Genomic DNA, 19,924 nt, shown 5'->3' with positions numbered 1-19,924 from the left:
AGCGGGCCGGGGCGGTGGCCGAGGAGTGTCAGACCCGCAGGGCAGACTCTGCGTCGTGTACTCGGTCCCGCTCCGCACGTCGCCCGCCGACCCGGGCCTCGTCGGCGTCCAGGACCTCGACACCCGCGGCGAGCCCCTCGCCACCCCGCGACGGACCCGCTGGCCCGACGCGGTCCTCGGGCCCGTTGCAGCCCCGCCCGGACCGCCAGCACCCACGACCCGCTGGGTCTGGGACGACACCAACCTCTGGTACCCCGCGGCCCTCGCCGCAGGTCGGCGCGTCGAGCGTGGCCACGACCTCCGGCTGTCCCGCGCGATCCTGCGGCACTCGACGCTGACCGCAGGCACGGCCCTCGCGCAGGCACCGCGCGACGCGTGGGACGAGATGGTCCCGGTACCGACCGCACCCGTCCCGGGGCTCGAGCGCCCCGACGCGCTCTTCGACCTCGGCGACCGGCGTGCCGTCTCCCCACCCGACCCGGGCGCGGAGCTGCGCAGGCAGCTCGAGGCCGTCGCGAGGTCGTCGGGCCCGGGGCGGCTGCGCCTGCTGCTCGCCGCGGAGTCCGCGGGCGCCCTGGTGGCTGCCGAGATGAGCCACGCCGGGCTGCCGTGGCGCGAGGACCTCCACGACGCGATGCTCTCCGGGGTCCTGGGCCCCCGGCCACCCCTCGGCCTGCGGCCGGCCCGCCTCGAGGCGCTGGCCGAGCAGGTCCGGACCGCGCTCGACGCCCCCGCCCTCAACCCCGACTCGGCCCCCGAGCTGCTCAAGGCCCTCGAGTACGCGGGGGTCGGCGTGAAGTCGACCCGCAAGTGGGACCTCGAACGGGTGGACCACCCGGTCGTGGCACCCCTGCTCGAGTACAAGAAGCTCAGCCGCCTCCTGACGGCCAACGGCTGGAACTGGCTCGACACCTGGGTGCGCGGCGGGAGGTTCCGACCCGAGTACGTCGTCGGGGGCGTCGTCACGGGCCGCTGGGCCGCCAACGGCGGGGGAGCGCTCCAGCTCCCGCACCAGGTCAGGTCGGCCGTGGTCGCGGACCCGGGCTGGAAGCTCGTCGTGGCCGACGCGGCTCAGCTCGAGCCCCGCGTCCTCGCGGGGCTCTCGGGAGACCTCGTCATGGCCGAGGCCGGCCGCGGCGGCGACATGTACCAGGGCATCGTCGACGCGGGCGCGGTCGAGACGCGTGCGCAGGCCAAGATCGGGATGCTCGGCGCCATGTACGGCGGCACCACGGGCGAGAGCGGGCTCATGCTGCCGCGCCTGGCCAAGGCGTTCCCCCGGGCCCTGGAGCTCGTCGAGCAGGCCGCCCGCGCGGGCGAGCGCGGCGAGATCGTGACCACGCGACTGGGGCGCAGCTCGCCCCCGCCCGGGTCGGGCTGGGAGGAGACGCAGGGCAGCGCGTACGACGAGTCCGCGTCGAGCGACGCCCAGTCCCGCGCCCGCAGCCAGACCCGCGCGTGGGGCCGCTTCACCCGGAACTTCGTCGTGCAGGGGACCGCCGCGGAGTGGGCGCTGTGCTGGATGGCCTCGCTGCGCGGGCGGCTCGCCGCGATGCCGCAGGCCCGGATCCCGGGCCGGGCCCCCGCGCCCTTCACCGAGCAGCCGCACATGGTCTTCTTCCTGCACGACGAGATCATCGTGCACGCCCCCGCCGAGCTCGCCGAGCACGTCGCGGACGAGATCCGGGCCGCGGGCACCGAGGCCGGGAAGCTGCTCTTCGGGGACTTCCCGGTCGACTTCCCGCTCACGGTCGCGATCGTCGACGACTACTCGCGGGCCAAGTAGGCGACGGGCGCTCACGGACGTCCCAGGACCTGGCGGACGACTGGTCAGAGATCGGCGCGCGGTTCGCCGCGGTACGTCCCGATGGACCAGAGGTTGCCCTCGGGGTCGGCGAGGACCAGCTCGCGGCTCCCGTAGTCGGTCTCACGCAGCGGGGCGACGATCGTGGCCCCGGCGCGCGTCGCCCGGTCCTCGATCTCCTCGACCCCGACGCCGCTCCCGGAGTCCCCGGCGACCACGTACCCCCCGAACGTGCCGGGCTGACGGGACCACTCGCCATCGGGCTTGTGAGACCCCAGCATGATTCCCCCGCCGGGCGGCCAGTCGAGCTGCGCGTGCGCGACCCGACCGTCCTCTTCGGTCATGACGGTGTTGCGCCGGAAGCCCACGACGTCGACGAGGAAGTCGATCAGCGCGGGCGCGTCGTGGGCCTGGAGCGTGGGCCAGACCTGTGCCTGAGGTGTTCTGTCGGTGTCCATGCCTTCAGCCTGCGCGCGGGGCGCCGCCCCCGGCTTGGATGTTTGCGCGTTCCTCGACCAGCCAGGCGGTGGGGCTCAGGCCCGCGAAGGCGTGGAAGTCCCGCACCAGGTGGGAGTGGTCGGCGTAACCGGTGCGCTCGGCGATCGCCGTGAGGTTCGGGCCCGACTGTGTCAGGGACCTCGCGCGGACGGCGTCCCGGGCCGCGTCGAAGCGGACCAGGCGGCAGGCGGCTCCCGGGCTCAGGCCGAGCTCGGCCGTGAACAGCGACGAGAGCTGGCGGGTGCTGAGCCACACGTGCGCGGCGACGTCGGGCACCCGGACCCGCCCGCCCCGACGCACCACGAGCTGCCAGGCCTCGGCGATCTCGGCCCGCACCGGGCCGAGCGCGGGACGCCGGGAGTCCGCCGCGCGCCGCAGGGCGTCCTCCACGAGGACCAGCCGCTCGGCCCACGAGCCGGCCTCGCCGAGCCGTTCCCGGAGCGCGCGCGAGGCATCCCCGAGCACGTCGTCGGCGTCCGAGACGATGCCGAGCTCTCCGGCGGGCACGCCGAGCAGCGTGCGGGCGGCGAGCGGGTCGAGCGCGAGCTGGACGCCGGCCTGGTGCGCGGGCTGATGGATGTAGGCGGGGGTGGTGTGCAGGCCGCCCACGAGCGACTCGTAGCGGTGCAGCGGTGCGTCCGCACCGGGGCCGGTCGCTGTCGGGACCGGCCCGTCGAGGCTGATGACGAGCGTCAGCCAGGGGGAGGGCAGCCCGCGATGGACCGACGGGGAGTCGTCGGCGATCTCGTAGCCCAGCATCGAACCGACCGCGGACGCCAGGGGACCGGTCGGCGAGGAGCGCACGTAGTGCTGGCTCATCCCTCCACCGTAGGACGTCCCGGAGGGTGGCGTCGCGGTCCGTGCCCCGGCTGGTGGCTGACCGGCCCGGGGAGGAGGCGACATGGCGACGGGCGCCGGTCGCAGGGGATCCCTGCGCCCGACGCCCGTCGCGTCGCTCTGGTGCTACCGCCCGCCCTTGAGCGGGATCTTGACGAGCGTCCCGCCCGGGACCGGCTCGGGGGTCGGCGTGGGCGTGGGGCGGTGCCTCGCGGAGTCGGTCGGTGAGAGCAGGGCCGTCCCACCCGGTTCACCCGGCTCCTCGGGTCCGGTCGGCAGCCCCGCGAGAACGTCGGAGGTCACGTACAGCGCGGACGAGGTCCACTCGAGCGCGCCGGGCATGACGACCTCGGCGAACGGTACGGGCGTCGTGGTGCCCCTGCGGATCACCGAGATGCGGCTCGCGAAGAGCTCGGCGACGTACACGTCCCCCCGCGGGGAGACCGCGAGGTTGGTCGCCGTGAGCAGGCCGCCCGCGTAGAAGGAGACCGTGCCCCGCTGGCTCACGGTGTAGACCGCTCCGCGGGCTCCGAGCGAGGGGTCCTCGGGCCCGCCGGGCAGGAGCGAGACGAACAGGCGCCCGTCGGGGCCGCGCTCGACGTCGGTCGGGACGGGCTCGTTGTAGTACGTGTGACCGATCGTGCACCCGGGCATCCCGGTCGCCGCGGCGACCTCGGCGGTCACGGCCAGCGGTTGGGCGGGCAGGACGGCGACCGTGCGCACCGTGCCGCGCCGGTCGACCGACCAGATGGCGTTCGCCCCGGCGTCGGCGACGTACGTCGTGCCGTCGATCGTCGTGGAGGCGTACGGGTGCGAGAAGACCTCGCCCGGGTGGCTCGCGCCGCCGACCTCGGGCGGCACCTGGGCCGCGCAGTCCGGCGTGAGGTCGCGGAAGCCGTAGATCACGCCGCCGTCGGGGTTGGTGGCCTGCTCGTGGGCCCCGATGTCGGCGACCGTGCGGATCTTCCCGCGCTTGTCGCGCTCCTTGAGGAGCACGCTCGCGCCGTCGGGGGTGCCCTCGGTGAACAGGACGCGTCGCCCGTCGGTCGAGACCGCGCTGATCTCCGAGCCGGGGACCGCAGCCGCGTAGACGTTCTGCTGCCCGCGGCGGTTCACCTCGGTGACGAACCCGCCGAAGTTCTGGGAGACGTACAGCGAGCCGTCGTCGCCGAGCCCCAACGAGAGCGGGCCGAGCAGCCCGGTCGCGAGGGTCTGGGGGGCGCCGGGGGTCGGCAGGCCGCCCCCGCCTCCGCCGTGCCGGTCGTCGTGCGCCTGGGCGGGAGCCGCGCCGAGCGCGAGAGCCCCGACGAGGGCGAGCGCGATCCCGATCGTGCCGGTCCGCTGCGGGCCGCGCGTGGTGCGCGGCCGTCTGATGCTCTTGGTCTTCGTGATCATCGATTCTCTCCTCGGGCGCGGGACGTCGACGTCGGGCGCCCGTGGTCTGGGCGGCGCTGCGGGCAGGACCGTCCGTCGTGGACGGCCCGGTGCGCCCGGCGCTCGCCGGTGAGTGGAGTGCGGTGATGTGCGGTGCGTTGCGCACCGTGGGCACTGGCCTGACCGTGCCGGTGGACGCCTGGGCGTCGTCGCGAGGTCCGGCTCCCCTGCCGGACACACGTAGGGAGCGCTCCCAGGACCGTTCGTGACATCCACCGGACCGCGCGCGGCGGATAGCCTGGTGCCCGTGACCGCACACCCCACGCTCGCCGACGTCGTCCGGACCCTCGAGTCGCTCTACCCGCCGTCGACAGCGGAGGGGTGGGACGCCGTCGGGCTCGTGACGGGCGACCCGGCCCAGCCGGTCCGCAAGATCCTCTTCGCGGTGGACCCGGTCGCGACGGTCGCCGACGAGGCGATCGAGTGGGGCGCCGACCTGATCGTGACCCATCACCCGCTCTTCCTGCGGCCTGTGCACTCGATCGCGGCGACCACGTTCAAGGGCTCGCTCGTGCACCGTCTGGTGCGGGCCGGCGTCGGGCTGTACGTCGCGCACACCAACGCGGACGCCGCGCCGCGCGGGGTCGCGGACGCGCTCGCGGACGCGATCGGTCTGGTGGACCGGACCCCGCTCGTCCCCTCGGGGCCCGACGACGGCACGCGCCCCGTCGAGACCGGCATCGGTCGCGTGGGACACCTTGAGGAGCCGACGACGTTGCGCGCCTTCGCGCAGCGCGTCGCCGCCGCGCTGCCCGCGACCGAGCAGGGTGTCCGCGTCGCGGGCGACCTGGACGCGACCGTGAGCACCGTGGCCGTCGTCGGCGGCTCGGGCGACTCGCTGTTCGACGCCGTCCGCAGCGCTGGGGCCGACGTGTACGTGACCGCGGACCTGCGCCACCACCCGGCCTCCGAGCTGCGCGAGCGGGCCGAGTTCGAGGGCGGCGCGGCGGGTGGTCCCTTCCTGGTGGACGTCGCGCACTTCGCGAGCGAGTGGCCCTGGCTGCGCTACGCGGCCGCCGACCTGACGGAACGGCTCGCAGATGCGGGTACGGTGGAGACCCGCGTGAGCGTCCGACGGACCGACCCCTGGACCGCCCGGATCGGCTCCGCGCCCCGCGCCTGAGACGGCGCCCCACAACTGCATCGAAAGGAACGCACCCTGTGACCACTGCACCCCCCGAGGACCAGCGACGACTGCTGGAGGTCCAGGCGCTCGACACCCGCCTGCAGCAGCTCGCGCACAAGCGCACCACGCTGCCCTCGATCGCCCGCATCGCGGAGCTCGACGCGCAGATCTCCGACCTGAGCACCTCGCTCGTCGCCTCCCGCACGGCCGTGAGCGACCTCAAGCGCGAGCTCACCAAGGCCGAGGGGGACGTGGAGCAGGTTCGCACCCGTGCCGCCCGCGACCAGACCCGCCTCGACTCGGGCCAGGTCGGTGCCAAGGACGCCCAGGCGCTCGTGGGGGAGCTCGCGTCGCTCGCCCGTCGCCAGGAGGTCCTCGAGGAGGTCGAGCTCGGCGTCATGGAGCGCCTCGAGGCGCACGAGGACGCGCTCGCCAAGCTCGACGCCGCGAACGACGAGCTGCTCGCCGCGAAGGCCGCCGTCGTGGCCGAGCGTGACGCCGAGCTCGCGCAGCTCGACGCCGAGGTCGCGACCGTGACGGCCGCGCGCGCTCAGGCCGTCGAAGGGCTCGACGCGGGCCTCGTCACGCTCTACGACCGGCTCCGTGCACAGCTCGGCGGTCTGGGCGCTGCCGTGCTCAGCGGCCGCCGCTGCGAGGGGTGCCGCCTCGAGCTCAACCCTTCCGACGTCGAGATCATCAAGGCCAAGAGCCCCGACCAGGTCGCGCGCTGCGAGGAGTGCTCGCGCATCCTGGTGCGGCTCGACGCCTGAGGTTACGGCTCGCCCGGCGTGATCGGGCGTGCTGGCCCGGCCGGCCTGAACGGTCGACACGACCCCGTCCCTCATGGGGCGGGGTCGCGCTGTTTCCGGTGGTTTCGGTGGCTTCGGTGCCGAGCACGAGGTTGCGGTCGCTATCGCGGGTCTGACGACCGCAAGGTCGTGCTCGAGTGCGCGCAACGTCGTGCTCGGCGTGCGGTCGTCGTTGTGGCGCTCGCTCGTCTGCCGGGTGTGCGGTGGGCGATGCCTGTGGCCGGACTCCTGGAGCTGAACATCCCGTCGGCGCCGAGCATGCGGTTGTCGTCGTGATTCGGAGCCAGGGGGACGGCAACCGCATGCTCGTGAGACGCCAACCGCATGTTCGTGGAGGGTGGGGGCTTGGTCGAACTGTCGGCGGTGGCCCGGAGGTCGGATGGCGGTCGACCGTCGTGGTCGGCACTCGCCGGCGTCGACGGAGCCTGGTTGTCCACAGCCTGGGACGGGGGGTGGTGGGGTGGTGGTTTGACCCGTTAGGTTCCTGGGAGGTGGGGGGCGGTGTGGCCCTGTGCCGGAACCTACCGAGGGGGCAGGGATGGGTTGGCAGGGGTTGCACAGGGCTGCCGCGCGTGCGCGCAAGGGAGCGCATCGCGCTGAGCGCAGACGTGACGATGGCGGCTGGGGTCGGTCGTGGTCGGTGGGAGCGATTGCGCTGGTGATCGGGATGGGAGTGGTCCTGGGGGGCTGCTCGACGCCTGCGCCCGAGGTGGAGAAGACGCCGCCGGTCGTGAGCCAGGCTCCGAGCCCCACGCCGACGTCGACCCCGACCCCGACAGGGCCGGTCAAGCCCGAGCGACCCGCTGACATGGACCGCACCGACGAGGTCGGGGCAGCAGCGGCAGCGACGTACTTCTTGGAGCTCTACCCATACGTGATGGCGACGGGGGAAGTAGCTGAATGGGATGAACTCTCCTTGACTGACCTTTGCGAGTTCTGTGTCAAGGTCTCTGCGGACGTGGCCGCGTACCAGGCCGCGGGAAGTACGTATGTCGGTGGAGGGGTAGATGTCACCGTGACAAAGACATACCCAATCGACACACTTCTTGGCGCGTATCCAGTCGATGTCATGCTCCGACAGGCGTCCTCGCACATTGCGGACATGAGCGGAGCGAAGATAGAAACTACCGAATCGGCCTCTGGCCCCCTCCGTGTCGAGGTTATGCATGACGGCAGTGACTGGCTTCTGCTCGAAGTCTCGACCGACATGCCCACGTCGTGAATGCCATTACCCTCGCGCTCGGGGTCTGCTTTGCCTCTTTGCCGCTCGCGTCGCCCTTGCCGACTGGCAAGGACATTTTCGGCAACGCCGAGGACAACATCGTCGAGGTAGTCGCCATCGACGTCTCCGCCGACGGCACCGCCCATCGTCCGAAGAACTCCGACGGAACCCCCGCGTCCTCCGAGTACCGGCGGATGCCCGCAGCTCTGTGCCACAACGCTGACTTCACCACGACCAAGGGCCAGATCGGGTCGTGCGCAGACAGCGAGGTCGAGGGGGAGTACCAGGTCTCGTGCCAAGAGGGCGAGATCGCTCTGGAGCCCATCTTCGTGCAGACCTGGACCAACAACCCGGACGGAACCATCACCGGCCTGACCGGCTGGACCTTGCTCAACGAGGGCGACTGCCTGACCGCGGTCGATCTCGCACCGTTGGCCGAGATCGAGTTCCAACGCCTGACGATCACGCCGTCACCGGTCACGGTCCAACCCCCGGACGGGTGGACCCTGGTCAACCTCGAGACCATCACCTACACCACCCCCACCCCGCAGACCTTCGCCGCGACCCTGCTCGGCATCCCGGTCACGATCGAGGCCACCCCCACGACCTACACCTGGGACTACGACGACGGCACCACCCCGACCCAGACGACCGACCCCGGCGCCCCCTACCCCGCCCAGAGCGTCTTCCACACCTACACGGACGAGGGCACGGCCACCATCACTCTCGACACCACCTGGCAAGGACGCTTCCAGATCACCGGCACATCGACCTGGACCCCCATCACCGGCACCGCCCGCACCACCGCCGCCGCCCCACCCCTGACCATCTACGAGGCCCGCTCCCGTCTGGTCACCGACCCCCTCGACTGACCCGAACCAGACACGCCCACCTCGACGCTGTTCGACGCCGCGACCAGCACCAGGAACACTGAGGTGCCGGGTGGCGCTCCTCGGCACCGGAACGTCGCCAGGCGGCGATCTCCGCGCCGACGATTCCAGGACCGCCGATCCCGCGGCCAGGAGGAGCCGGTCGACCCGCGGCCGAGAACCGGGCGCCGGATGAACGAGCGAGACGGACGTGGAGGAACAGCATGGGTAGGTCGTTGATCGTCGAGGCCGACGGCGGGTCGCGTGGCAACCCTGGACCGGCGGGTTACGGCGCGCTCGTGCGCGACACCGCGACGGGAGCGGTCCTGGCCGAGCGGGCGCGCTACCTCGGCATCGTCTCGAACAACGTCGCCGAGTACTCGGGGCTCGTCGCGGGCCTCGAGGCCGCGCGTGGCATCGACCCCGAGGCACGGGTGCTCGTGCGTATGGACTCCAAGCTCGTCGTCGAGCAGATGTCCGGTCGATGGAAGATCAAGCACGACGACATGCGGCGCCTCGCCGCCGAGGCAGCCCGGGTTCTTCCGCCGTCCCAGGTCTCGTACGAGTGGGTGCCGCGCGCCGACAACTCCGCAGCCGACGCGCTCGCCAACGAAGCCATGGACGCGGGGGGCACGATCGCGCGCGACTACCTCGACGCAGACTCGCCTGCGGGCGTCGAGCGCACGCGCCAGGACGACGACGCCCACCAGGACACCGACGCTCTCTTCGAGGCCGCGTCCCGACCCGGTGAGGAAGAGGATCGTGACGCAGGTCGTCCCGGCGCTGCCGACGCCGCTCCCGCGTTCGACACGCCCTCACGCCCCTCGGGGGCCCGTGTGCGCTTCGACGGCGCCGAGCCGCTCACGGTCGTCCTGGTCCGCCACGGTCAGACCCCGCTCACGGTGGCCGGCGCCTACTCGGGCTCCTCGGTCCCGGGCCCGTCGCTGACCGCGCGAGGTCGGGTGCAGGCCGCGCAGGCCGCCGACCTGGTCTACCGCATCGGTCGCGACCGCTGGACCGACCTACCGCGCCCGTCCGCGATCGTCGCGTCCCCCATGGTGCGTGCTCAGGAGACAGCACGGGCGGTGGGCCGCCGTCTGGGCCTGCACGTCGGGACCGACGACCGCTTCGCCGAGGTCCACTTCGGCGAGTGGGAGGGCCTGACCGCCCCGCAGATCGCGGAGCGGTGGGACGGGCATCCGGAGAGGTGGCTCGCGTCGGGCACCGAGGTCGCGCCGGGCGGGGAGTCCATGGCAGACGTCGGCGACCGGGTCTGGGCCGGGCTGCAGGACCTGCTGGCCCGTGGCACGGGCCGGACCGTGGTCGTGGTGGGGCACGCGGTGCAGGTGCGTGCCGCGGTCGGTCGGGCGATCGAGGCGCCGCCCTCGCGGTGGGCAGGCTTCCGGGTGCCAACGGGATCGGTCAGCATCCTGCGGCTGTGGGCCGACGGCGCGACCGAGCTGACCGTCGTCGGATGCCCGAGCGAGCCGTAGGCCCACCTGCAGCGCCCAGCCCCCGCACGGTGCCGAGCACGAGGTTGCGGTCGTTCTGAGGGCCTCAGCGTTCGCAACCTCGTGCTCGACCGCACGGAACCTCGTTCTCGGCGACCGACCTCACGCCCAGGCGCCCGGATCCGTCGAGCAGGAGCAGAAGGTTCGCGCAGGCAGAAGATCGCGCAGTCGCAGGGGCCGAGCAGTCGCAGAGGGTCACGGTCCTGACGGGCATGCCACGCCTCCCGATCCACGCCCCCCAACTGCACGCCACCCCGAGGGGATCAGGAGACGACGAGCTCCAGCGTCGAGGCGCCGCGCGCCCCGGGCAGCAGGGTCGCGTCGAGCAGCTCGGTCCCGACCAGCTCGTACGCGGCCTTGAGCAGCTCCTCGCCCGAGTGGACGGGTTCGGCTCGGGTCAGCAGGTGCCCCGTGAGGACACCGCGCGTGTGCTTGGCGTTGTGCGAGACGACGCTGCGCCGGCCGTCGAGCTCTCGCAGCACGCGCACCGCGACGTGCTCGGCGCCCGCAGGCACCTTCCACGCGGCGGCATAGGGCGCCGACCGGCAGTCGATCACGACGTCGCCCACGGCCCGGGCGTCGAGCGCCGCGGCGAGGTGCGGGCGCCACGACGGGGCCAGCGCGCCGAAAGGAGGAAGCTTGGTCCCCATCGACAACCGGTAGGCGGGGATGCGGTCGGCGGGGGAGACCGCACCCCACAGGGCCGACACGATCCGGATCGACTCCTCGGCCCGCGCAGCAGCGGCAGGCGGCAGGTCGGCCAGCCCGGCCGCTGCGTACAGGACGCCGCTGTACACCTGGGAGGCAGGTGCGGCGGGGGCCGTGGGAAGCGACACGTTGCGCGCCACCTCGTCGGCCAGCCCGCTGCTCACGCCCAGGACGTCGAGCGCGTCGCGCCGCCTGCTCGCGGCGACGAGCGCGCGGAGCACGGCCTTGCGGTGCCGGGTGAGCGGCGGCGAGCCGAGGGCCGAGAGATCGACGGGAGCTCCGTCGTCGGGCACGGACTTTCCCTCGGAGGGCGGCAGGAGCAGAAGCACACCGCCACTCTAGGGCGGACTCGCACGGCCACGGCCCGCGGCGGGGCGTGGTGATGGTCACCCGTGGCGGACCGCTCGCCCCGGCACTAGGTTGTGCCGCATGGTTCAGGTCAAGGTCTACGGCACCCGCACGGTCTGGGAGATGAAGCGCGAGGACATCTCCGACGCGATCCACCGGGCGGTCGTCGGGGCCTGGGGGCTGCCCGAGGAGAAGCGGTTCCACCGCTTCCTCCTCATGGAGGACGGTGACCTGATCGCGCCGCAGCGCAGCGACGCCTACCTCGTCATCGAGGTCGTGTGCTTCACGGGTCGCTCGCGCGAGGCCAAGCGGGCACTCATCGCCGCGATGTTCGACGACGTCGCGCCCTTCCTGGGGCTGGCGGCGGACGACCTCGAGGTCGTCATCCTCGAGAGCTCGCCCGAGAGCTGGGGGATCCGCGGCAAGAGCGGCGACGAGCTCGCGCTGGGCTACCGCGTGGACGTGTAGGCTGCGGGAGCGGATGAGTCGGTCAGACGGCCGCGTCGGTGCCCTCGTGGCACCGCCGAGGAACGTCCGGGCTCCACAGGGCAAGGTGGTGGGTAACGCCCACCCGGGGTGACCCGCGGGACAGTGCCACAGAGAACAGACCGCCTCCCACGGCCTCGGCCGTGGGCGGTAAGGGTGAAACGGTGGTGTAAGAGACCACCAGCGGGCCAGGTGACTGGTCCGGCTAGGTAAACCCCACCTGGAGCAAGGTCAGACAGGAAGCGTTCGAGGGCTGCTCGCCCGAGCTTCCGGGTAGACCGCTGGAGGCGTGCGGCAACGTACGTCGTAGATGGATGGCCGTCACCCGCGCGGGGGCAACCGCGCGCGGGGACAGAACCCGGCGTACCGACCGACTCATCCGCCCTCACCCGTCCGGCGACCCCGCCTCCTCTGTCGCCCGCACCGCCCCCTGCGTAGGCTGGCTGGATGAGGATCGTCGAGTGCTTGGCCCCGGTGCTGGGGCAGTGGCAGGGCGTCCACCGTCAACGGCTCCTGCCCACGGACGAGTTCGTGGCGTCGGACGCCACGGCGTCGGTGACGGTCACGGCCCGCGAGTTCGTCTCGCTCGCCTACACGTGGTCCGACGGCGACGCTCCCCAGGAGGGGCTGCTCCTCCTGAGCGGCGGCTCCGGACCGGAGGGGGTCTCCGCGGTCTGGCTCGACTCGTGGCACTCGTCGCCCGCCTGGATGCTGTTCGACGGGACGGTCGGTGAGGACGGCGTCGTCCGGCTGACCGGGAGCTATGCCGCACCGGAAGGGCCGGACTGGGGCTGGCAGATCTTCGTCGCTCCGGTCGAGGGCGGGGGCGGGCGCATGACCATGCTCAACCTGGTGCCCGGCGAGGCGCCCTACGAGGCGGTCGAAGCGGTCTACGACCACCGCGTCTGAGCCGTCACCGGTCACCTGTCACCCGTCGGCTGACCGCGCTCGCCGCATGAGCTCGAGCGGCAGCGCCACCCAGAGCAGCGCGAACAGCACGAGCGCCCCGACGGCCGCGATCACCGCGGCGGCCGGCCCCACGACCACGTCGAAGATGAGCAGCACCGTCCCGGCCACGACGAGCGCGAGCACCACGAGCCCGACGCGCGCCAGGCGGTCGGCCGACGTCACGAGCCGGGCCTTGAGGTGCTTGCGGAACAGCAGGCGGTGCAACGACACGGGCGCGACGAGCAGGCCCGTCGCGAGCACCGAGAGCACCACGAGGCACAGGTAGATCGTGCGCTGGGTGTCGTCGAGCTCGCCGAACCGCTGTTGGAACGGCAGGGTCAGCAGGAAGCCTGTGAGGATCTGCACGCCCATCTGCGTGACGCGCAGCTCCTGCAGGAGCTCGGCCCAGTTGCGGTCGGCGCGCTCCTCGGCCGACTCGTGGCGCGAGTCGGCGCTGCCCGCCTCGTCGTCCCCGGAAGACCGCGAGTGCCGGGGCCCCGAGCCGCCGGCCCCCGAGCCGCTAGCCCGATCGCCCACGGGCTCCCGGCCACCCCCACCGCCCGTGTCCACGCCGGCCCCGCTCAGTGGTTCCGGAGAGCCGACACGAGCTCGCTCTTGCGCATGGTCGAGCGGCCCTCGATCCCGATCTCGCGAGCCCTCGCGCGCAGCTCGGCCACGGTCCACTCCTCGTAGGCAGGCGACGACCCGCCCTTCTTCCCGACCGTGCTGCGGGACGACGCCGCCGCGGCGTTGGCGATGCGCGCGGACTTCTCCTTGGAGTTCCCCTCGTCGCGCAGGGTCTCGTACAGCTCCTTGTCCTTGACCGAAGGACCGGGGTCTCGCCTGGGCACAGGATCACCTCTCGAGGTCTCGATGAACAGGTCTCTCGACCGTACGACGACCCCGCAGCACTTGCTCGGCACGTGGCACCGGGCCAGAGCAGGTCAAGAGCGGCGAAGACGACCAGGAGGAGGATTCGCCCAAAAACGCACGCCGAGGGCATCCCAGGTAAAGCACTCCCCAGAATGCTGTCATGCCGGTGCCACTTGGGGGTACCCTGGCTCTGTTGACGGCGCTCTAGACGTCGGGTGCCGAGAACACGACGAGCGGGGGCTCTGGACTCATGACTCCGAGCAAGACGACGACCACCGGCGGTATCACTCTCCTCGAGCAGCCGGAATCGAGTGTCGTGGACATGTGGGGCGAGATCGACGTGGCGCTGCGCAGCGAGGCGAGCGCCGCACTGGCGAACGCACTGGACCGGGACGTGCCTGTCGTGATCGACACCTCGAAGGTGACGTTCATGGACTCCACGGGCATCGCGTTCCTCGTGCAGTTCTACACGATCGGCAGCGAAGAGGGACTGCAGGTCAGCCTGCGCAACCCTCCGACGGTCGTCACGGACGTCCTGGAGATGCTGGGCGTGATCGACATCTTCCCGGGGCTGCCGACGCACCACGTCGAGCACGACGAACCACAGCACCAGAGCGCGGTCTGACCCACCTCGCGGCGGGCCGGACCACGCCCGGCGGAGCGGGACGGACCACGTCCGTCGGCGTCTGGCCCGACCAAGCGCGGCCGGACAGTTGGCTGGGCCGGCCAGCCGTCAGGCCGACCGGCGATCAGGCCAGCCCGGCTCCTTCGGCTGCCAGTGCGGCAGCGCCCACGATGCCCGCGGCGTTGCGCAGCTCGGCCGGGATGATGGGCGCCTTGAGGTGCAGCAGGGGCAGGAAGTTCTCGTGGTGCTTGGAGATCCCGCCTCCGACCACGATCAGGTCGGGCGAGAACAGCATCTCGACGACCTCGAAGTAGCGCTGGAGCCGAGCGGCCCACTCCTCCCACGAGAGGTCCTCGCGTCCGCGTGCCGACTCCGCGGCCCGTGACTCGGCGTCGAACCCGTCGATCTCGAGGTGACCCAGCTCGGTGTTGGGCACGAGGATCCCGTCGACGACCAGGGCGCTGCCGATGCCCGTGCCCAGCGTCGCGAGCAGGACCACGCCCTTGGTGTCCTTGGCCGCGCCGTAGCGGACCTCGCCGATGCCGGCGGCGTCGGCGTCGTTGACCGCGACGACGTGGCGCCCGGTCTCCTTCTTGAGGAGAGCGGGCAGGTCGACGCCCTTCCAGGACTTGTCGAGGTTCGCGATGAACCCGATCACGCCGTGGTGGATGGGGCCGGGGAAGGCCACGCCGATCGGGACGTCGTGCGGCAGGTCGTACTCGTCGACGAGCTCGGCGATGACCTTGGCGACGGCCTCGGGCGTGGAGGGCTGCGGCGTCGGGATGCGGTGGCGTTCCTGGGCGAACTCGCCCGACGCGAGGTCGACGGGTGCGCCCTTGATGCCGCTGCCGCCGACGTCGATCCCGAAGGCCAGCCCGTGGTGGTGGTGTGAGTGCTTGCTCATGGCAGGGTCAGGATCTCCGCTCCGTCTTCGGTGACGACCAGGGTGTGCTCGAACTGGGCGGTCAGCGACCTGTCCGCGGTGACTACGGTCCACCCGTCGTCCCACGTGCGCCACTCGGGGCTGCCGAGCGTCAGCATGGGCTCGATCGTGAAGACCATGCCCGGCTCCATCACGGTGTCGTGGTCGGGGGCCGCGTCGTAGTGGGGGATCACGAGCCCCGAGTGGAACGACTCGCCCACGCCGTGGCCCGTGTACTCGCGCACCACGCCGTAGCCGAACCGGTGCGCATACTTCTCGATCACGCGGCCCAGGACGTTGACCTCGCGCCCGGGGCGCACGGCCTTGATGGCCCGGTCGAGCGACTCGCGCGTGCGCTGCACGAGGAGCGCGGCCTCCTCGCTGATCTCCCCGACCGCGAACGTGGCGTTGTTGTCGCCGTGGACGCCGCCGATGAACGCCGTGATGTCGACGTTGACGATGTCGCCCTCGACCATGACGGTCGAGTCGGGGATCCCGTGGCACACGACCTCGTTGAGCGACGTGCACAACGACTTGGGGAAACCGCGGTAGCCGAGCGTCGAGGGGTAGGCGCCGTGGTCCAGGAGGAACTCGTGCCCGATCCGGTCGAGCTCGTCGGTGCTCACACCGGGGGCGACGTGCATCCCGACCTCGGCGAGGGCCTGGGCCGCGATGCGGCTCGCGACCCGGATCCGGTCGAGGGTCTCGGCGTCCACGACGTCGTCGCCCGTGAAGGGCTGCGGGCCGGGCTGTCCCACGTACTCGGGCCGCGCGATCGAGCGTGGCACGACGCGCAGGGGAGAGACCGACCCCGGGACCAACGGTCCGCGTGGGGCGGTCAGGACGGAGGAGTCGGGCATGCCGCCAGTCTACGGAGTGCCCGCGGCGGAGCGTACGGCCGACGTCGCACGCACGCGTGAGGCAGGATCGTCCTATGACGAAGGAACGATTCTCCGACGACGGCGACCCGGTCTCCGAGGACCAGTACTACTTCGACACGCGCACGGGGGAGGTCTCGAAGGGCCCGCAGTCGGCGTGGTCCTCACGCATGGGCCCGTACCCGACGCGTGAGGCCGCGGCCCAGGCGCTCGAGCTGGCCCGGGCCCGCTCCGAGGCCTGGGACGAGGAGGAACGGGAGCGCGAGCGCGAGAAGTGACGGATCCGTCCGGTCCGGCGCGGCGGTGGACGGTCGCACTGGCCGTGCTCTTCGCGGGCCTCGCGGTGGGGTGGGTGTCCTGGCTCGCGTTCGGCAGCGGCGACGACGGGCGTCCGGCGCCCTCCCCGAGCCCGACGACGGAGCGCACCTCGGGTGCGTCCGACGCCGGCGACGTGCCCGGCCTCGCAGGCGTCGCCGGCTCCGGCAGGTCGTCCCCACCGGACCCTGCGTCGCTCCCGCTGACCGGGCTGACGGTCGCGCTCGACCCTGGCCACAACGGCGCGAACGCCCAGCACCCGGACCAGGTCGGTGCCCCCGTGCCGGACGGTCGCGGGGGCTCCAAGGCGTGCAACACGGTCGGCACGTCCACCGACGCGGGCTACCCGGAGCACGCGTTCACCTGGGACGTCGCGTCCAAGGCGGGTGCCGCGCTCGAGGCGCTCGGCGCACAGGTCGTGCTGACCCGGTCCGACGACCAGGGCGTCGGACCGTGCGTCGACGTCAGGGGGCGGTCCGCCCAGGACGCGGGCGCGGACGTGCTGGTCTCGGTCCACGCCAACGGCAGCGACGACAAGGCAGCGCGGGGGTTCTTCGTCATCGTGGCGGACCCGCCGCCGGCCGTCGAGATCGACGAGGGGCTGCGCGCCGAGAACGCGGCGTCGAGCGAGCGTCTCGCGACCGACATGGTCGGAGCCCTGGCGTCAGCGGGCTTCCCGCCCTCGGGCAGCGTCGCCGGCGCGGTCTCGCGGCGCGGCGACCTCGGGACCCTCAACTTCGCCGAGCGCCCCGCGGTGCTGCTCGAGCTGGGCGAGATGCGCAACCCCGACGAGGCTGCGCTGATGTCCTCCGAGGAGGGGCGCCAGCGCTACGCGGACGCGATCGCCGCGGGCGTGGCGGCCTGGGCGGGGTAGCGGGGCACTCAGGAACGACGACGCCCGACGACGCCACGCACCCCGGGTGCACCGGTGCACCCGGGGGAGCGACGCCGTCGGGCGGGGAGGGGCTACTTCTCGAAGCTGTGCGCCGCGTCCGGGAACGTGCCGCCCTTGACCTCTTCCGCGTAGTCCTGCGCGGCCCGGCCCAGGGCCGCGCCGATCTCCGCGAACCGCTTCGCGAAGCGCGGCGACCACTCCGTCATCCCGGCGAGGTCCGTCCAGACGAGGACCTGGCCGTCGCACTCGGGTCCTGCGCCGATGCCGATGGTCGGGATGCGCACGATCTCCGTGACGCGCGCCGCGACCTCGACCGGGACCATCTCGAGGACCACGGCGACCGCGCCCGCGTCGGTCACCGCGACGGCGTCCTCGCACAGGCGCTCGGCGGCGTCGTCCCCACGTCCCTGCACGCGCGGCCCGCCCAGGATGTTCTCCGACTGGGGCGTGAAGCCCAGGTGCGCGACGACGGGGATGCCCGCGTCGGTCAGCGCACGGATCTGCGCTGCCGAGCGGCGCCCTCCCTCGAGCTTGACCGCGTGGGCCCCGGTCTCCTTCATGATCCGCACGCCGGTCGCGAGGGCCTGCTCGGCCCCGGCCTCGTACGAGCCGAACGGCAGGTCGACGATCACGAGCGCGCGCTGCGCGGCGCGCGCGACGCCACGTGCGGCGGGGATCATGTCGTCGACCGTGACGGGCAGCGTGGTCCGGTGCCCGTGCATGGTGTTCCCGATCGAGTCGCCGACGAGGAGCATGTCGATGCCGGCCTCATCGAAGATGCGGGCCGTCACCGCGTCGTACGCGGTGAGCATCGTGAGCTTCTCGTGCCGTGCCTTGGCCTCCGCGAGGTGGTGGACGCGGAAGCGCTTGGCGGGCGTGGCCGGGGTCTGGCCGGGCTGGGTGTGTGCGGACATGCTCTCGTCTCTCCAGGTCGTACGGCCCGCCGGTGGTCGGTGGGCCGGTCGTTCGGGATAGGTGACTGGCGGCTGGGGCTCGTGTGGCGGCCGTGCTACTCGACGGGCTCGCGCCAGCGGGACGTGACGGGCAGGCGGCGGTCGCGGCCGAAGGCCAGCGACGTGACCTTGGGGCCGAGCGGGTACTGGCGGCGCTTCCACTCGGCGCGGTCCACGAGGGTCACGACCTTGTCCACGACCTCGGGGTCGAACCCGCGCGCGAGCAGCTCGGCGCGTCCCTCGGCGTGCTCGATGTACGCGTCGAGGACCTCGTCGAGCAGGTCGTAGGGCGGCAGGGAGTCCTGGTCGGTCTGGCCGGGCCGCAGCTCGGCCGACGGCGGCTTGGTGATCGAGGACTCGGGGATCGGGGGGATCTCGCCCGCGTCGAGCGCGGCGTCGTTGCGCCAGCGGGCGAGCGCCCACACGCGCGACTTGTCGACGTCCTTGAGCGGTGCGTAGCCGCCGATGCTGCCCGCGTCGTAGATGGTCGCGTACCCGACCGCGAGCTCGGACTTGTTGCCCGGCGCGATGACGAGGTGGCCCTCGCGGTTCGAGATCGCCATGAGGACCACGCCGCGCACGCGCGCCTGGAGGTTCTCCTCGGCGACGCCCTCGAGCGCGAGCTCGCCCTGGAACGCCTCGACCATGGGCGCGATGGGCTGCACCCGGTAGTCGGCGCCGAGGCGCTTGGCGAGGTCGGCGGCGTCGTCCTTGCTGTGCTCGGACGAGTACGAGGAGGGCATCGAGACGCCCACGACGTTCTGCCCGCCGATCGCGTCGGCCGCGAGGGTCGCCGAGAGCGCCGAGTCGATCCCGCCGGACAGGCCCAGGACGATCGACCGGAAGCCGTTCTTGCGGACGTACCCGGCCAGGCCCGTGACGCAGGCCCGGTACACCTCCTCGTCGGGGTGCAGCGGGGGAGCGATGCGCCCCCTGGGGTAGACGGTCGCCGAGGCGTCGGCGACCCCGTCGGCGGAGGACGTCCGCGCGGGCAGGTCCCAGACCAGCAGGTCCTCGACGAACTGCGGCGAGGACGTGAGGACCGAGCCGTCGGGCCCCACGACGAACGACCCGCCGTCGAACACCAGGTCGTCCTGCCCGCCGACCATGTTGACGTACGCGACAGGTGCGTCGACCTCGGCCGCGCGGCGCGCCGCCAGGTCGGTGCGGACGTGCCCCTTGCCCTCCTCGTAGGGAGAGCCGTTGAGGACCAGCAGCAGGTCGATCCCGTGCCCGGCCTCGTCCAGCCCGCCCAGGGTGGTGATCGGCCCGCCGTCCTGCCAGATGTCCTCGCAGATGACGATGCCGACCGCGCGGCCCTCGATCTCGACGACGAGCGGCTCGGTGCCGGGCGCGAAGATGCGGAACTCGTCGAACACGCCGTAGTTCGGCAGGTGGTGCTTGTCGTAGGCGGCGAGGACCTCGCCGTGCTGGATGACGACCGCGCGGTTGGTCGGAAGGTCCGCGGGGGCCCCGGAGGCCTCGCGCTCGGCCGAGTCCGGCGCCCCGGCGGTCCCCACGGTGCCCAGGACGACCGTGACCTGGCCCAGGCCCTCGCGCTCGAGCTGCGCGGCGACGTCGGCCGCTGCGGCCCACGCGGCGCGACGGAAGGACGCCCGCAGTGCCAGGTCCTCGATCGGGTAGCCCGTGAGCGTCATCTCGGGGAACGCGACGAGCTGGGCGCCCTCACCCGCCGCGCGCCGGGTCCACTCGAGGATCTTCGCCGTGTTCTGGTCGATCGCGCCGACGCACGTGTCGATCTGTGCGAGGGCGATGCGCAGTTCTGCCATGCTCGCCAGCCTATGCGAACCCGCCGGTCAGGTGCCCATCGGTACCGTTGCGCGCGTGGTCGTGGCACGCTGG

21 protein-coding genes and 1 other RNA gene are annotated in these 19,924 nt (G+C 72.6%); 12 read left to right on the top strand and 10 right to left on the bottom strand.

What is annotated here, in order from left to right; translation table 11 throughout:
• Positions 1-55 precede the first annotated feature (55 nt).
• The gene (locus ACFWGN_RS12310) at positions 56-1,786 is read left to right on the top strand and encodes a bifunctional 3'-5' exonuclease/DNA polymerase (RefSeq protein WP_377617123.1); all 1,731 of its coding nucleotides are present in this window, start codon (positions 56-58) and stop codon (positions 1,784-1,786) included.
• 44 nt (positions 1,787-1,830) lie between these two features.
• Here ACFWGN_RS12310 and ACFWGN_RS12305 read toward each other — a convergent pair whose 3' ends face one another.
• The 3 genes from ACFWGN_RS12305 to ACFWGN_RS12295 form a co-directional block, all read right to left on the bottom strand.
• Positions 1,831-2,262, bottom strand: coding sequence for a VOC family protein (locus ACFWGN_RS12305; RefSeq protein WP_377617121.1), 432 nt, complete (start codon positions 2,260-2,262; stop codon positions 1,831-1,833).
• Between the two features lie 4 nt (positions 2,263-2,266).
• Positions 2,267-3,121 carry a helix-turn-helix domain-containing protein gene (locus ACFWGN_RS12300; RefSeq protein ID WP_377617120.1) on the bottom strand — a complete coding sequence of 285 codons (855 nt, stop codon included), beginning with the start codon at positions 3,119-3,121 and terminating at the stop codon, positions 2,267-2,269.
• 144 nt (positions 3,122-3,265) lie between these two features.
• Positions 3,266-4,534 (bottom strand): ScyD/ScyE family protein, encoded by a 1,269-nt coding sequence (locus ACFWGN_RS12295; RefSeq protein ID WP_377617119.1) that lies wholly within the window; start codon positions 4,532-4,534, stop codon positions 3,266-3,268.
• Positions 4,535-4,820: 286 nt separating this feature from the next.
• Between ACFWGN_RS12295 and ACFWGN_RS12290 the strand changes: the two genes are divergently transcribed.
• From ACFWGN_RS12290 to ACFWGN_RS12270, 5 genes are all read left to right on the top strand, one after another.
• Positions 4,821-5,696 carry a Nif3-like dinuclear metal center hexameric protein gene (locus ACFWGN_RS12290; protein WP_377617117.1) on the top strand — a complete coding sequence of 292 codons (876 nt, stop codon included), beginning with the start codon at positions 4,821-4,823 and terminating at the stop codon, positions 5,694-5,696.
• A 38-nt stretch (positions 5,697-5,734) separates the two neighbouring features.
• Positions 5,735-6,469, top strand: coding sequence for a zinc ribbon domain-containing protein (locus ACFWGN_RS12285; RefSeq protein WP_377617115.1), 735 nt, complete (start codon positions 5,735-5,737; stop codon positions 6,467-6,469).
• 577 nt (positions 6,470-7,046) lie between these two features.
• A complete protein-coding gene (locus tag ACFWGN_RS12280; RefSeq protein ID WP_377617113.1) occupies positions 7,047-7,730 on the top strand; it encodes a DUF6318 family protein in 684 nt (227 codons plus the stop codon).
• A complete protein-coding gene (locus ACFWGN_RS12275; protein ID WP_377617112.1) occupies positions 7,727-8,602 on the top strand; it encodes a hypothetical protein in 876 nt (291 codons plus the stop codon). The genes ACFWGN_RS12280 and ACFWGN_RS12275 overlap by 4 nt, the downstream gene beginning before the upstream one ends.
• 221 nt (positions 8,603-8,823) lie before the next feature.
• On the top strand, positions 8,824-10,092 hold the full coding sequence (locus tag ACFWGN_RS12270; RefSeq protein ID WP_377617110.1) for a bifunctional RNase H/acid phosphatase: 1,269 nt from the start codon (positions 8,824-8,826) through the stop codon (positions 10,090-10,092).
• A 281-nt stretch (positions 10,093-10,373) separates the two neighbouring features.
• Here ACFWGN_RS12270 and ACFWGN_RS12265 read toward each other — a convergent pair whose 3' ends face one another.
• Positions 10,374-11,147 (bottom strand): YaaA family protein, encoded by a 774-nt coding sequence (locus ACFWGN_RS12265; RefSeq protein WP_377617108.1) that lies wholly within the window; start codon positions 11,145-11,147, stop codon positions 10,374-10,376.
• A 100-nt stretch (positions 11,148-11,247) separates the two neighbouring features.
• On the opposite strand from ACFWGN_RS12265, the gene ACFWGN_RS12260 reads away from it, so the two are divergent.
• The 3 genes from ACFWGN_RS12260 to ACFWGN_RS12250 all read left to right on the top strand — a co-directional run bounded on the left by ACFWGN_RS12260 (position 11,248) and on the right by ACFWGN_RS12250 (position 12,561).
• Positions 11,248-11,634: a tautomerase family protein gene (locus ACFWGN_RS12260; RefSeq protein WP_377617106.1), complete on the top strand. Its 387-nt coding sequence runs from the start codon at positions 11,248-11,250 to the stop codon at positions 11,632-11,634.
• 14 nt (positions 11,635-11,648) lie between these two features.
• An RNA gene (rnpB, locus tag ACFWGN_RS12255) (RNase P RNA component class A) lies at positions 11,649-12,034 on the top strand.
• Positions 12,035-12,099: 65 nt separating this feature from the next.
• Positions 12,100-12,561, top strand: a complete 462-nt coding sequence (locus ACFWGN_RS12250; protein WP_056763459.1) for a DUF1579 family protein — start codon at positions 12,100-12,102, stop codon at positions 12,559-12,561.
• An 18-nt stretch (positions 12,562-12,579) separates the two neighbouring features.
• Here ACFWGN_RS12250 and ACFWGN_RS12245 read toward each other — a convergent pair whose 3' ends face one another.
• Both ACFWGN_RS12245 and ACFWGN_RS12240 read right to left on the bottom strand, forming a co-directional pair.
• Positions 12,580-13,137, bottom strand: a complete 558-nt coding sequence (locus ACFWGN_RS12245) for a DUF6328 family protein (protein ID WP_377617104.1) — start codon at positions 13,135-13,137, stop codon at positions 12,580-12,582.
• 44 nt (positions 13,138-13,181) lie between these two features.
• A complete protein-coding gene (locus ACFWGN_RS12240; RefSeq protein WP_377617102.1) occupies positions 13,182-13,451 on the bottom strand; it encodes a Rho termination factor N-terminal domain-containing protein in 270 nt (89 codons plus the stop codon).
• Positions 13,452-13,723: 272 nt separating this feature from the next.
• On the opposite strand from ACFWGN_RS12240, the gene ACFWGN_RS12235 reads away from it, so the two are divergent.
• Positions 13,724-14,098: an STAS domain-containing protein gene (locus ACFWGN_RS12235; RefSeq protein ID WP_068625897.1), complete on the top strand. Its 375-nt coding sequence runs from the start codon at positions 13,724-13,726 to the stop codon at positions 14,096-14,098.
• Between the two features lie 124 nt (positions 14,099-14,222).
• Here ACFWGN_RS12235 and ppgK read toward each other — a convergent pair whose 3' ends face one another.
• Both ppgK and map read right to left on the bottom strand, forming a co-directional pair.
• Entirely contained in the window at positions 14,223-15,002 is a 780-nt protein-coding gene (gene ppgK, locus ACFWGN_RS12230; RefSeq protein ID WP_377617101.1) for a polyphosphate--glucose phosphotransferase, read from the bottom strand.
• Positions 14,999-15,880 carry a type I methionyl aminopeptidase gene (gene map / locus ACFWGN_RS12225; RefSeq protein WP_377617099.1) on the bottom strand — a complete coding sequence of 294 codons (882 nt, stop codon included), beginning with the start codon at positions 15,878-15,880 and terminating at the stop codon, positions 14,999-15,001. Before map ends, ppgK begins: the two co-directional genes overlap by 4 nt.
• Before the next feature lie 74 nt (positions 15,881-15,954).
• On the opposite strand from map, the gene ACFWGN_RS12220 reads away from it, so the two are divergent.
• Together ACFWGN_RS12220 and ACFWGN_RS12215 are read left to right on the top strand one after the other, a co-directional pair.
• Positions 15,955-16,176, top strand: coding sequence for an SPOR domain-containing protein (locus ACFWGN_RS12220; RefSeq protein ID WP_191805539.1), 222 nt, complete (start codon positions 15,955-15,957; stop codon positions 16,174-16,176).
• Positions 16,173-17,087 (top strand): N-acetylmuramoyl-L-alanine amidase, encoded by a 915-nt coding sequence (locus ACFWGN_RS12215; protein WP_377617097.1) that lies wholly within the window; start codon positions 16,173-16,175, stop codon positions 17,085-17,087. The genes ACFWGN_RS12220 and ACFWGN_RS12215 overlap by 4 nt, the downstream gene beginning before the upstream one ends.
• 92 nt (positions 17,088-17,179) lie before the next feature.
• On the opposite strand, the gene panB is transcribed toward ACFWGN_RS12215, so the two are convergent.
• Positions 17,180-18,022, bottom strand: a complete 843-nt coding sequence (gene panB, locus ACFWGN_RS12210; RefSeq protein WP_377617095.1) for a 3-methyl-2-oxobutanoate hydroxymethyltransferase — start codon at positions 18,020-18,022, stop codon at positions 17,180-17,182.
• Positions 18,023-18,117: 95 nt separating this feature from the next.
• The gene (locus tag ACFWGN_RS12205) at positions 18,118-19,851 is read right to left on the bottom strand and encodes an NAD+ synthase (RefSeq protein WP_377617093.1); all 1,734 of its coding nucleotides are present in this window, start codon (positions 19,849-19,851) and stop codon (positions 18,118-18,120) included.
• Between the last annotated feature and the right edge of the window lie 73 nt (positions 19,852-19,924).

Source organism: Oerskovia sp. NPDC060338, from assembly GCF_042726295.1.
GTDB lineage: Bacteria > Actinomycetota > Actinomycetes > Actinomycetales > Cellulomonadaceae > Oerskovia > Oerskovia merdavium.
Note: the sequence above shows the minus strand (reverse complement) of the source record. Positions and strands in the feature narration are given on the sequence as shown.